General features: G+C 62.5%; 11 protein-coding genes. 5 read left to right on the top strand and 6 right to left on the bottom strand.

What is annotated here, in order from left to right:
• Window positions 1–164 precede the first annotated feature (164 nt).
• A complete protein-coding gene (locus ODQ19_RS22665; protein WP_034133836.1) occupies window positions 165–1,976 on the top strand; it encodes a monovalent cation:proton antiporter-2 (CPA2) family protein in 1,812 nt (603 codons plus the stop codon).
• Between the two features lie 72 nt (window positions 1,977–2,048).
• Window positions 2,049–2,603 (top strand): hypothetical protein, encoded by a 555-nt coding sequence (locus ODQ19_RS22660; RefSeq protein ID WP_330211269.1) that lies wholly within the window; start codon window positions 2,049–2,051, stop codon window positions 2,601–2,603.
• Between the two features lie 299 nt (window positions 2,604–2,902).
• Here ODQ19_RS22660 and ODQ19_RS22655 read toward each other — a convergent pair whose 3' ends face one another.
• The 6 genes from ODQ19_RS22655 to ODQ19_RS22630 form a co-directional block, all read right to left on the bottom strand.
• Window positions 2,903–3,619 carry an alpha/beta hydrolase gene (locus ODQ19_RS22655; RefSeq protein ID WP_330211268.1) on the bottom strand — a complete coding sequence of 239 codons (717 nt, stop codon included), beginning with the start codon at window positions 3,617–3,619 and terminating at the stop codon, window positions 2,903–2,905.
• A 10-nt stretch (window positions 3,620–3,629) separates the two neighbouring features.
• On the bottom strand, window positions 3,630–4,385 hold the full coding sequence (gene cobF / locus ODQ19_RS22650) for a precorrin-6A synthase (deacetylating) (RefSeq protein WP_330211267.1): 756 nt from the start codon (window positions 4,383–4,385) through the stop codon (window positions 3,630–3,632).
• A gap of 45 nt (window positions 4,386–4,430) precedes the next feature.
• A complete protein-coding gene (locus ODQ19_RS22645) occupies window positions 4,431–4,985 on the bottom strand; it encodes a histidine phosphatase family protein (protein WP_330211266.1) in 555 nt (184 codons plus the stop codon).
• A gap of 150 nt (window positions 4,986–5,135) precedes the next feature.
• A complete protein-coding gene (locus ODQ19_RS22640) occupies window positions 5,136–6,455 on the bottom strand; it encodes an MFS transporter (RefSeq protein WP_032892261.1) in 1,320 nt (439 codons plus the stop codon).
• A gap of 33 nt (window positions 6,456–6,488) precedes the next feature.
• Window positions 6,489–8,018 (bottom strand): class I adenylate-forming enzyme family protein, encoded by a 1,530-nt coding sequence (locus ODQ19_RS22635; protein ID WP_330211265.1) that lies wholly within the window; start codon window positions 8,016–8,018, stop codon window positions 6,489–6,491.
• Window positions 8,019–8,021: 3 nt separating this feature from the next.
• Window positions 8,022–9,200, bottom strand: a complete 1,179-nt coding sequence (locus tag ODQ19_RS22630; protein WP_057710041.1) for an acetyl-CoA acetyltransferase — start codon at window positions 9,198–9,200, stop codon at window positions 8,022–8,024.
• Between the two features lie 130 nt (window positions 9,201–9,330).
• On the opposite strand from ODQ19_RS22630, the gene ODQ19_RS22625 reads away from it, so the two are divergent.
• From ODQ19_RS22625 to ODQ19_RS22615, 3 genes are all read left to right on the top strand, one after another.
• Complete coding sequence (locus ODQ19_RS22625; RefSeq protein ID WP_003190613.1) at window positions 9,331–9,903, top strand: LuxR C-terminal-related transcriptional regulator; 573 nt, start codon at window positions 9,331–9,333, stop codon at window positions 9,901–9,903.
• Window positions 9,904–10,758: 855 nt separating this feature from the next.
• Window positions 10,759–11,655, top strand: coding sequence for a VOC family protein (locus tag ODQ19_RS22620; RefSeq protein ID WP_116666694.1), 897 nt, complete (start codon window positions 10,759–10,761; stop codon window positions 11,653–11,655).
• The gene (locus tag ODQ19_RS22615) at window positions 11,652–13,043 is read left to right on the top strand and encodes an alginate export family protein (RefSeq protein ID WP_330211264.1); all 1,392 of its coding nucleotides are present in this window, start codon (window positions 11,652–11,654) and stop codon (window positions 13,041–13,043) included. The genes ODQ19_RS22620 and ODQ19_RS22615 overlap by 4 nt, the downstream gene beginning before the upstream one ends.
• Window positions 13,044–13,131 lie beyond the last annotated feature (88 nt).

The following is a 13,131-nucleotide window of genomic DNA, read 5'->3' as shown; positions in this document are numbered from 1 at the left end:
ATAGCGCTCTATTTCCCCTGCTGTGGAATATTTTTGTGGCCAGAGATTGCTCCCGCTCGGGTGCGCAGCGCCCGCATTTTTTGGGGCCGCTTCGCAGCCCAGCGGGAGCAATCTCTGGCCACAATGGCCCCCTGAGTTGATCCACGTAAACGATGGAGTTCGTGATGCCCCATGAAGGCAACCTGTTACAAGCAGCCGTGGTGTTCCTGTTCGCCGCCGTGCTGACCGTGCCCCTGGCCAAGCGCCTGCAATTGGGCGCGGTGCTGGGCTATCTGTTCGCCGGTGTGATCATCGGCCCGTCGGTACTTGGCCTGATCGGCAACCCGCAAAGCGTGGCGCAGTTTTCTGAACTGGGCGTGGTGCTGTTGCTGTTCATCATCGGCCTGGAATTGTCACCCAAACGTTTATGGGTAATGCGCAAGGCGGTGTTCGGCGTCGGTCTGGCCCAGGTACTGCTCACCGGCGTGGTGATGGGTGCGGTCGCGCTGTGGCTGTTTGGCCAGTCGTGGAACAGCGCCATCGTGCTGGGCCTGGGTCTGGCGCTGTCCTCCACGGCGTTTGGCCTGCAAAGCCTGGCCGAACGCAAGGAGCTCAACCAACCCCACGGGCGTCTGGCCTTTGCCATCCTGTTGTTCCAGGACATCGCCGCCATCCCGCTGATCGCCATGGTGCCGTTGCTGGCCGGCAGCGATCATCCGACCACCGAGGCCCAAGGCCTGCAACATGTGCTGCAGATCCTGGGCAGCATCGCCGTGGTGATCATCGGCGGGCGCTACCTGTTGCGCCCGGTGTTTCGCATTGTCGCCAAGACCGGCCTGCGCGAAGTGTCCACCGCCACCGCGCTGCTGGTGGTGATCGGCACCGCCTGGCTGATGGAATTGGTGGGCGTGTCCATGGCCCTGGGGGCCTTCCTTGCCGGCCTGCTGCTGGCGGATTCGGAATACCGTCACGAACTGGAATCCCAGATCGAGCCGTTCAAGGGCCTGCTGCTGGGGCTGTTTTTTATCAGCGTGGGCATGGGCGCCAACCTCAGTCTGCTGCTCAGCACACCGCTGGTGGTGATCGGCCTGACCCTGCTGCTGATCGGCTTGAAGCTGCCGCTGCTGTATGCCGTCGGGCGAATGGTGGGCGACCTCAACCGCGAAAGCGCTTTACGCCTGGGCGTGGTGCTGGCGGCGGGGGGTGAGTTCGCCTTTGTGGTGTTCAAGATCGGCCGCGACCAGGGCCTGTTCGAACCGCAGCTGTACGACGTGCTGGTGCTCACCATCACGCTGTCCATGGCCGTGACCCCGCTGTTGTTGCTGGTGTGCCCGAAGCTGTTCAAGCCCAAGGCCAAGCCGGTGGAAGTGCCCGAGGAATACCGCGCCATCGAAAGCGATGCGCCCCGCGTAGTCATCGCCGGCATGGGCCGCATGGGCCAGATCGTGGCGCGTATCCTGCGCGCGCAGAACATCTCGTTCATCGCCCTCGACACCTCGGTGGAAACCATCGAGCTGACCCGCAGTTTCGGTGGTATGCCGGTGTTCTACGGCGACCCCCAGCGCCCGGAAATCCTCCACGCGGCCAAAGTCGATCAGGCGGAATTCTTCGTCATCGCCATGGACGACCCGGAGATCAACATCAAGACCGCCGAGCTGGTGCGCAACCTCTACCCGCACATGAAGATCATCGCTCGTGCACGTAACCGCCAGCACGTACACCGCCTGGTGGACCTGGACGCTTCACCGGTGCGCGAAACCTTCTACTCCAGCCTGGAAATGAGCCGCCGTACCCTGGTCGGCCTCGGTTTGAGCCAGGCCCAGGCCGATGCGCGCATCAACCGCTTCAAGACCCATGACCAGCAGGTACTCGCCGCCCAACACGCGGTGTACGACGACGCGGCCAAGGTCATGCAAACCGCCCAGGAAGCCCGTGCGGAACTGGCGCGCTTGTTTGAAATGGATAGGCTTGAGGAAGAATCTTCCGACAAAGTGTGACGGGGCCGATGAACGAGATTGCGAATTTTCTGACAGAATACGCCGCAATTTCGTTCATCCCCGGAGTGCTTCATGGCCACGTTCACCAAGACCGCAATGCTGCTGGCCCTCGCGCTCACCGCCGGCAGCGTGTTCGCTGCCGCCAAGCCCGCCACACAGACCATCTCCACCTTGGGTGGCAAGTTCACCTTCAAACTGCCCAAGGCCTACAGCGCCGACACCCTGCCCTCCGGCACGGCGCAAGACGGCACCGCCGACACCCAAGGGACCCTGTACGCCAACTCGACGACGAAAAGTGTAGTGATCGTCGCCGAAACCGTGCGCAACGATGGGGCAACTATCCAGGATAACGACCCGCAGTTCCTAGACGGCGCCGTGGCCGATTTCGTCAAGGACCAGAGCGCTGCGCTGCCTGACTTCAAGAAACTGGGCGAGAAGAAACTCACCTACAAGGGCCTGGGCCTGCGCCAAGTGGACAGCAGCGCCACCCAAGGTGGTGGCAAGACCTTGAACTCCACATTCCTGGGTGGTTCGGGCAACCACTTGCTGGTGATCCAGGCCATTTCCCGGGCGGATGATGTGAAGGGGCATGCGCAGTTGGTGAAGCAGATTACGGGCGGCAAGTAACCCCCCTCTCCCAGCCAACACAAAACCCATGTGGGAGCGGGCTTGCCCTAATGCCAGTCAGTTAAGGCTTTTTTGTAGGAGCGAGCGTGCTCGCGAAAAACTTACAGGCGCCGCGTTCATTCAGCGAGCACGCGTTATCGTTGACGTTTTTCGCGAGCAAGCTCGCTCCTACACAAGGCGATGACGCTTAACTGACTGGCATTGGGGCTTGCCCGCGATGGCGGTGTGTCAGTCACTCACTCTTTTACTGAGCCACCGCTATCGCAGGCAAGCCAGCTCCCACATTTTTAACCGCATTTTCACTTCAGGCTTTTCTCAAGCCAGGCTTTTAAGTCCTGGATTTCCGCTTCGCTGATGGTGTGATTCATCCCCAGGTATTGATGAAACTCCGGCTTGAGCCCCAACCCCACCAGCACCTTATTTGCCTGCGTGGCCGAGCTGAAGGGCAGCGCCTGGTCCAAGGTGCCATGGCCGATAAAGATCGCCAGCTTGCCCATGGACGCATCCGGCTTCAGCGCAGACCTGAGCACCGGTAGCACGCTGCCACTAAGCGCAGCGATACCGCGTACCAACTCGGGTTCACGCAAGGCCACCTCGTAAGACATGATCGCGCCCTGGCTGAACCCCACCAGAAACACCCGATCACTTTGGGTGTGGTACTTGGCGGTGGCCTTGACCACAAAGTCCTTGATCAGTCGGGCGCTGCTGAACAGTTCGTCGGTCTCGCCGTTGTACTCAGGCTCATCGGTCTTGGTAAACCAACGATAACCCTGCGGCTCCACCGGCAGCGGCGCACGCACCGACAGGTAGGTCCAGGTGGACGGCAACGCGTCCTTGATGCCAAACAAATCTTCCTCGTTGCTGCCAAAACCATGCAGGAAGATCACCAACGGCTGGTTGCGTGCGTCGCCCTGGGTCTGCTCCAGGTAGGACAACGGCAAGTCGGTGTGCAAGCCGGTGTCGGCATGAGCGGCGCCGGCCACCAGGGCCAAGGCGAGGGCAAGCTGTTTGAGCATCGGGTTTACCTCAGGGTTTGCGCAGCAAATAGGTGTCCATGATCCAGCCGTTTTCCAGGCGCGCCGCCTTGCGTACCCGTTCGATCTCTTCTGCCACGTGCGCCACTTTACCGCTGATCAGGATCTCGTCCGGCGTGCCCAGGTAGGCACCCCAGTAAATATCCAGGTCCTGATCCGCCACGCTACGGTAGGAGTCTTCGGCGTCGAGCATCACCACCAGGGTATCGGCATCACTCGCCTGCCCGGCCGCCAGCCGGCGCCCAGTGGTGATTTCGATCGACTTGCCGATACGGTTGAGCGGCACCTTATGCTGCGCCGCCAGGGCCTGCACACTGGTGATACCGGGGATCACTTCAAACTCGAAGACACAGCGGCCACTGGCAAGAATCGCCTGCAAGATACGAATGGTGCTGTCGTACAGCGCCGGGTCGCCCCAGGCCAGGAACGCCCCCACTTCGCCGTCGGCCATTTCTTCGTTGATCATGCGCTCGAAGGTCTGCTGCTTATCGCGGTTGAGGTCTTGCACGGCGGTGGTGTAGTCGATTTCACCGCGCACACGCTCCGGGCAGTCGGCCTCGACAAAACGGTAGCCGGGCTTGGTGATGTAGGTCTCGCAGATTTCCCGACGCAGGTCGATCAGCTTGTCCTTGCTCTGGCCCTTGTCCATCAGGAAGAACACGTCGGTACGGTTCAGCGCCTTCACGGCCTGCATCGTGATGTAGTCAGGGTTGCCGGCGCCAATGCCGATGATCAGGATGCGTTTCATGGGGTGCTCTCAGTGCGGGGCGTGGATTTTGCCATGTTCCGGGAATCAGGCGGAAGTTTCCAGGCGCAGGCGCCACACGCCGTTGAAGCGCAGCTCGGTGGCGGACAATGGCTCGACGTCGATCCGGTAGAACATCGCGCTCGGCAACTGCATGACGGACAGCATCGCCGCCCGGATGACGAACGGGTGAGTCACGGCGACGACATGGCCGGGCTGGGTTTCGAGGGATCTGAGCCATTGGCCGACCCGCATGCACAACTGATCCACCGACTCGCCGCCGTGGGCTGCGCTGGTGCTGTCGGTGGCCCAGGTGTTCAAGGTTTCGCTGTCGAGTTGGCCGATGCGCTGGCCTTTCCATGCGCCGACATCAAGGTCGCGTAAAGCGGGGTCGACCTGGGCGTTATCGCCGAACAAGCCAGCGCTCTGGCGGGCTCTGGCTTCGGGGCCGCACAGCAGGCGTGCCTGTTGTTTGTAGCGTCCGGCCAGGGACAGGGCCGCGTCCTGCCAGTCCATCGTGACGGACTCGTCATCAGAGAAACGCCCCTGCTTTTGCAGGGGCGTGATGGCGTGGCAGATCAGGGTCAAGCGGGTGGCCGGCATGGCAATTCTCTGTAGGAGCGAGCTTGCTCGCGAAAAACGTCAACGATAACGCGTGCTGCCTGAATAAACGCGGCGCCTATAAGTTTTTCGCGAGCAAGCTCGCTCCTACAGGGAGTTAGGGCAAGTTCCGTTCCACAGGGTGTTCGTGAATCAGGCCAACGCAGTATTGGCAGGCACGGCTGTCGAGTGAGCGCTGGCGACAAAATCCTCCTTGCGCAACACCACCAACGCCAGCAACGACACCACCCCGGTCGCCACGTAGAAATACCACGGCGAGGTAATGTCTCCTGTCACCTTGATCAGCCAGGTGGAAATCAACGGTGCGCTGCCGCCAAATACCGCCACCGGCACGTTATAGGCCACCGCAATCCCGGTGGAACGAATCCGCGTCGGCAGCAGTTCACTCATCAGCGCATAGGTCGACGACGCGTACAGCCCGAACAAAATCGCCACCGCCATCAACGGCGCGAAGAAGGTCGCCGGGGTGGCGGTGGGGGCGGATTTGAACAGCCAGAACATCGCCAGGGTCGCCAACGTGCCGATCACCATCAGGAACGGCTTGCGCCCGTACTTATCGGTAAAGGCCCCGCCAAATGGCATCACAAAAGCCGCCGAGAAGCTGGCGACGAACACGTACAGCAAGGTGGTGCCGCTGTCGAACTTGAGGATCTTGGCCATGTAGGTCGAGGCGAAGGTCAGCACCAGGTAGAAGATCGAGCTGTGCAAGGTGATGATAAAGAACACCAGCGCAATCGCACGCTTCCACTGCCAGACCTCGCGCAGCGGTGCGCGGGAGGTTTGCCCGGCGCGTTGCAGGGCGAGGAACTCGGGGCTGTCTTCGAGCTTGAGGCGGATGTACATGGAGATAAAGCCCAGGGGCGCGGCGATCAGGAACGGTACGCGCCAGGCCCATTCCTGCATGACCTCGGCGCCCAGCACCCAGGTCATGCCATTGGCCACGGCGCCACCGAGCAGCAGGCCAAGCACGGCGGTGACCATCAGCCAGCAAGTGGCGAAGCCGCGGCGCCCCGGGCCGGCGTATTCGGAGATGAAGCTGGTGACGGTGCCGATTTCGCCGCCCGCCGAGAAGCCCTGCACGCAGCGCACCAGGATCAGCAGGATCGGCGCGGCGATGCCTAGACTGGCGTAGGTCGGCAACAGGCCCAGCATCACCGTGGAGCCGGTCATCATCACCAAGGCCATGATCAGGGTTTTGCGCCGGCCGATCTTGTCCGCCAGCGGGCCGAAGAACAGCCCACCCAAGGGGCGGATAAAAAAGCTCAGTGCAAACGCGGCAAAGCTGGCCAACAGGCTGGTGGTGGGATCATCGGAGACGAAGAACGCCTGGCCGATATAGACGGCGAGAAAGCCATAGACGCCGTAGTCGTACCACTCGATCAGGTGGCCGGAGGTGGCGCCCAGAAACGCACGGCGGCGCTTGCGGACGGTGTCTTGTGCGGGATTGCCCATCGTGGGGACTCCTTGTCTGATTATCGATCCATGTTAAAGCGCGGCGATACTCGCGGTTTGCAGCCAATGCCGCAAGTCGGTCTTGAGAATCTTGCCGTAGCTGTTCTTCGGCAAGTCGCTGCGCCACACATATTTTTTCGGCTTTTTGAACGAGGCCATGCGCGCCAGGAACCACGCCGTCAGCTCGCCTTCGTCCAGCGGCTGGCCGCTGCGGGTCACCACGAAGGCCACCACCGACTCACCCCATTGCGCGTCCGGCTCGCCCACCACGCACACTTCGAACACCTCGGGATGCTGGGCCAGCACTTCCTCGACTTCACGCGGGTACACGTTGCTGCCGCCACTGATGATCACGTCCTTGGAGCGGTCCGTCAGGGTCAGGTAGCCGGCCGGGTCGAGGTAGCCGATATCGCCGGTCAGCAGCCAGCCGTCCACCAGCGTTTGGCGCGTGGCCTGCGGGTTGCGCCAGTAGCCTTGCATCACCGTGGCGCCACGCACCGCGATTTCACCGCGCTGGCCGGTGGGCAGTGGCTGGTGCTCGGCATCGAGGATGCGGATCTCCACACAGGCTTGCGCGTGGCCCACCGAGGCGGCCAGAGTGGCCCAGTCGGGACGCTGGCGCTCGGCGATCAAAGCGCGGGGCAAGACGCTGATGGTCATCGGGCTCTCGCCCTGGCCGTAGATCTGCACCAGGCGCGGGCCGAAGGTGTCGACCGCTTCGCGCAGGTCAGCCAGGTACATGGGGCCGCCGCCATAGACAATGGTCTTGATGCCGGCGCCGTGATAATCCTGGCGCCGCGCCTGCTCGACCATGCGCTTGACCATGGTCGGTGCGGCAAACAGCGACACTTGGCCCATGTGCTCGGCCAGCCCGAACAGCTCGGCGGCATCGAAGCCATGGGAAGCCGGCACCACATGCCGGGCGCCGCAGCGCACATGGATGAAGTTGTACAGGCCGGCGCCGTGGGACATGGGCGCGGCATACAGCGCCGCATCGTCGGCACTCACTTGATCGACATCCGTGGCGTAGCACAGCGACATGGCGATCAGGTTGCCGTGGGACAGCATCACGCCCTTGGAACGCCCGGTGGTGCCGGAGGTGTAGAACAGCCAGGCGAGGTCATGATCCTGGCGGGGCACCGGCTGCTCCAGGCTGGGCCAACCATGGTTGGGCGGCAACGGATGGCCGTCCAATTCCGTGCAATGCGCGGGCAAATCCCGCGATGAAAACACCTGGCCGCCGTCGGTAAAGATCAACCGCGCCTCGGCATTATCGGCAATCCACGCCGCTTCGCTGGGGTGCAGCTTGGCGTTGATCGGCACCGCCACCGCGCCCATCCACCAGATGGCGTAGAGCAGTTCCAGGTAGTCGCAGCTGTTTTTCATCAGCAGCGCCACCGCGTCCCCCGGCACCAGGCCATGCTGCTCCACCAGGTGCGCGGCGCGTTGGCGCACGTGGGCGGCGAAGGTGGCGTAGTCGGCCACTTGCACGCTGCCGTTGAACAGCGCCGGGCGTTGCGGCGCCCGACGCTGGGTGTCGTGCAGCCAGTTGGCAATGTTCATGGCTCAGCTCCGGCGTGCCTGCAGGACCGAGGCGTAGTTGGCCACCGCCATGCCGCCCATGTTGAACACCAGGCCGAACTCCGGGTTGGGCACCGCCAGGCCAATCGGCTCGCCGGTCAATTGCCGGAACGCCAGGGCATGCATGGACACCCCCGTGGCACCGACGGGATGTCCCTTGGCCTTGAGCCCGCCGGAAAGGTTCACCGGCAAGCGCCCGCCGGCGCGCACCACGCCGCTGTCGAGCACGCGATGGCCTTCGCCCTTGGGCGCCAGGCCCATGGCTTCGTAGATCAGCAGCTCGGCGATGGTGAAGCAGTCGTGCACCTCGGCGAAACTCAGGTCGGCCAGGGTCACATTTGCGCCGCGCAATGCTGAGTGAATCGCCCGCTGTGGGCCCTCGAAGGCGAGGATGTCGCGTTGGGCGATGGGCAGCGTGTCGTTGACCTGGGTCATTGCACGTATCTGCACCTCGCGACGAAACGCGCGCGCACGTTTGGGCGAGGCGAGGATGATCGCGGCAGCGCCGTCGCTGATCAGCGAGCAATCGGTCAGGCGCAGGGAGTCAGCCACGAACGGGTTGCTTTGGGACACGTTGTTGCAGTGTTCGAAATTCATCTCCCGATGCATCTGCGCCAGCGGGTTGGCCATGGCATTGGAGTGGTTTTTGGTAGCGATGGCCGCCATCGAGCCCAGCGGGCAGTGGTAACGCTCGGCGTATTGGCGCGCGGCGCGACCGAACAACTGGGGGAAACTCAGGCCGGCTTCGGCCGGGTCGTTCTGGTAGCCGGCCCCGGCCAAGGCTTGGGTGACCGCGGCAGTGCTGGTGTGGGTCATCTTCTCGGCGCCCACCACCAGCACCAGCTCAGCGCTGCCGGAGAGGATCGCATTGACCCCCGCCTGAATCGCCGCCGAGCCGGACGCACAGGCGTTTTCACAGCGGGTAGCCGGTTTGAAGCGCAGCCCGGGGTCGGCTTGCAATAGCAATGAGGCGGCAAACCCGTCGGGCACCAGCCCCGAGTTGAAATGGCCGAGGAACAACGCATCGATTTGCGACGCGTCGATCTCGGCATCGCTCAAGGCTTCCCGGGTAACCTGGACGATCAGATCTTCCAGCGTCGTGCCTTCCAGGCGACCAAAGCGGGAGTGACCAGCGGCAACAATGGAGACGCAATCAGCAGGCATAATCAATTTCTTCTGTTCTTGATTCGGACTTTACTTACAATGACCCACCCCTGATCGTGCGCCAATTCGTGTAACTACTTACACGGGTAAGTAGCGCCCTAGGGCATTGAACAACGAGGCAGGATGCCCCATGACCGCGCTAGCCCAGCAATTTCCCGACCTCGAACGCCTGGCGTTCAAGCTGTCCCCTGCCCCGCAGATCGTCACCAGCGACCGCGTGATACTCGACTGCAACGACGCTTTCCTGAAGCTGTTCGGCTATACACGCGACGCACTGGTCAACCAGCTGACTCTGCTGATCTACCCGTCCCAGGCCGACTACCACGCCATCGGCAAGCGCAGCCATGACTGGCTGCTCGACAGCGACAACGGCTTTTATTCCGATGAACGCTTCATGCAGCACCACAACGGCGAAGTGTTCTGGGCCAAGTCCCACGGTTACACCCTCACGCCCAAAGACCCGTTCAAGCTGATGATCTGGCACTTCGAACGCCTGGACCGCATGCACCAGGGCACCGGCGACCTCACGCCCCGAGAGCGGGAAATCGCCATGCACATCGTCAACGGGTTCAAATCCAAGGAAATTGCCCTGCGCCTGGCGATCTCCCACCGCACCGTTGAGGTGCACCGGGCGCGGTTGATGAAGAAGCTGCAGGCCAAGACGGTGGTGGAATTGGTGTCGAAGATCATTATGGTGGCCTGACCGATAACGGCTGTTTAACTGATGCCCCGCGATCCAAATGTGTGGGCAGCCCCAATGCCGAACAGTTAAGCGAACGCAATGCCCAGAGCAACGAAGATCAAATGTGGGAGCTGGCTTGCCTGCGAAAGCGGTAGTGCAGTAACAGATGCAGAACTTGCAGGTTGTGACACTCAACGGTAACCACGATGCGAAGCGAGTCGCTCTTGATCTTGATCTGCTTTTGATCTTGATCTTGATCTTAGGCGCCCCGTCAAACCACGCTGGCCGGAATTCGACAGGGATTTGGGGGGTAAACCGGCAGGGATGCCGGTTTAGCCGCCCCGCGCCATGGATGGCGCGTGGCGGCGGCCCCCCAAATCACTGGCGGATTACGGGCACACCGAGCCTAAGCGAGGTGCCGAGTGGTGGGGCAAGAGCCCTTTTGGTTACTTTTGGGGCTCTTTTCCAAAAGTGACCCGCTGTAAAAGCGGAACCCTAAGCGGCCGTTACCGCAGGAATGGATATGTACACAATCCAACTGTGTTGACTGCCAGGCCGTCTTCGCGAGCAAGCCCGCTCCCACAGTTTGATTGCGGGGTGTCAGGTAGATAGGCGTCGGCTGGCAGGCCGCTATCGCAGGCAAGCCAGCTCCCACATTTGGATTGTGGGGTGTCAGGTAGAGAAGCGTCGGCTGGCTGGCCGTCATCTCAGGCAAGCCAGCTCCCACATTTGGATTGAGGGGTGTCAGGTTGACAGGCGTCGGCTGCCTGGGCCGCGTAGCTGAAACGTTCAACCGAGCACGTCCATACAATTCCCCACCGCCCTGCCCCCCTAACCTCACGGCTTTTGAACCCTCAGAAGCGCTGGAGAACGGGCATGGGTAACACAGCAACCAAGGTATCGCTGGCATTGACGCTGCTGGCAAGTGCGATGATGAACAGCGCGTTTGCCGCCACCCCGAGTGTGGCTGTGGCGCCGCAGTACGACACCAGCCATGTGTATGTGGCACCGGCCGATGTGGAGCGTTTTGCCCAGAGTTTCCTCGCCACCTTCGGCGGCAAAAGCACGCCTCAGGTCGTGGTCAACGTGCTGCCGGTGCCGAGCAGCACCACCTCGCAATTGCTCCAGACCCCGGCGGGCACCGTGTCGTTGTTCGGCTTTACCACCCCCGTGCCTCACCCGTTCGGCCAGGAACGCAACGGCTACCTGGTCAAGGACATGGACGTGGCCCTCAAGGCCGCACGGGAAAATGGCGCCGATGTGATCGTCAGCGATTTCCCCGACCCCATCGGCCGCGACGCCGTGGTGCAATGGCCGGGTGGCGTGAACATGCAGCTCTACTGGCACACCAAGACCCCGGATTACGCCGCCTTCGACACCGTGCCGGAAAACCGTGTGTATGTGTCCAGCGACAGCGCCGAGCGGTTTATCAAGGCGTTCCTGGGTTTCTCCCACGGCAAGGTAGTGAGCGACGACAAGCACGCCCCAGGGGTTGATGTCGGCCAGGCCGGCGGCCACTACCGCCGCGTCGAGATCGAATCGCCGTTCGGGCGCATGGCGGTGCTGGTCACCAACGGCCAGCTGCCCTACCCGTTCGGCCACGACACCACCGGTTATCAGGTCAACGACCTGGCCGCCACTTTGGGCAAGGCCACCGGTTCTGGCGCCACAGTGCTGGTGCCGGCATTCGACAGCAAAGGTCGGCGCAGCGCACTGGTGGAGTTCCCGGGCGGTTATGTCGCAGAAATCCACCAACTCAGCGCGGCAAAATGATTCGTCACGCAGGCTGGAGCCTGGCGGTGCTGTGGCCGTTGCTTGCTGGCGGCGTGCAGGCCGACGACCAGCCGGTTCGCCCGGCGATCAAGGCCAACCGCTGGCAGGAAGACTGGTCTGTGCTCAAGGACCCGGCATTGCGCACGCAACCTTTGGACAACCTCAAGTACATCCCACTGTCCGCCGCCAACCCGTTCACCTACTTGTCGTTGGGCGCAACCTTGCGTGAACGCTTCGAGATGAACGACGCCAGCGGGTTCGGCGTGCGGGATGTAGCGCGTGACCGCTACCTGATCCAGCGCTTTCAGGTGCACGCCGACTTGCACCTGAACGAACACTGGCGGCTGTTCACCCAGCTGGAAGATGTGCGGGCCTATGACAAGACCACGATTGGCGGTGCCGACCAGAACCGCGTCGACCTGCGCCTGGCCTTTGCCGAATACGTGAAGACCTTCAGCGCTGGCACCTTCAAGGCACGGGCTGGCCGCCAGGATTTCGCCTTCGACTTGCAGCGCTTCATCTCGTCACGGGACGGCCCGAATGTGCGGCAGTCCTTCGATGCGTTGTGGGCGGACTGGGAAACGCCGCAATGGCGCTTTATCGGGATCGCCAGCCAACCGGTGCAGTACCAGGATGGCCGGCATTTCGACGATAAGTCCAACAGCGACGCGCGCTTCCACATGCTACGGGTCGAGCGGCTGGTGGGCGGCACCAATGAGCTGTCGGCCTATTACGGCGTGTACGAGCGCAGTGCCGCCCATTACCTGGACGCCGACGGCGACGAAACCCGCCAGTTGCTGGACGCCCGCCTCGGTGGCGCAGCCCAGGGTTTCGACTGGGACATCGAAGCCATGCTGCAACGCGGCTCGGTGGACAGCAAGACGATTCGCGCCTGGGCCGGTGGCAGCCGCACCGGCTACACCTTTGACACCCTGGCCTGGAAGCCGCGTATCGGCCTGCAGTTGGATATCGCTTCCGGTGACCGCCAGGCCGGTGATGGCCGGGTCGGCACCTTCAACCCGCTGTTCCCCAATGGCTATTACTTTTCCCTGGCGGGCTACACCGGCTACAGCAACCTGATCCACGTCAAGCCGTCGATCACCGTCAAGCCCATCGCCAAGCTCAGCGTGCAAACCGCCGTCGGCCTGCTGTGGCGGCAGACCACCGCAGACGCCGTCTACACCCAGCCCAACCTGGCCGTGGCTGGCACGGCGGGCCAAGGCGAGCGCTGGACCGGCGCCTACGGTCAACTGCGCACCGACTACGCCTTTACGCCCAACCTCAGCGGTGCGGTCGAGGCCGTGCACTACGCGGTCGGCCAGACCCTGCGTGATGCCGGTGGGCACGACAGCAATTACCTGGGCATGGAGCTCAAGTTCAGTTGGTGAGACAAGCACACCCATACAAGCCTCGGCTCAGGTTTACGGCAATAGTGATGCGGTTTTTTCACCGCCCTTTTTCAGCCCTGCAAGGAGT

This window comes from Pseudomonas sp. AM4(2022), from assembly GCF_036346515.1.
Lineage (GTDB): Bacteria > Pseudomonadota > Gammaproteobacteria > Pseudomonadales > Pseudomonadaceae > Aquipseudomonas > Aquipseudomonas paracarnis.
Note: the sequence above shows the minus strand (reverse complement) of the source record. Positions and strands in the feature narration are given on the sequence as shown.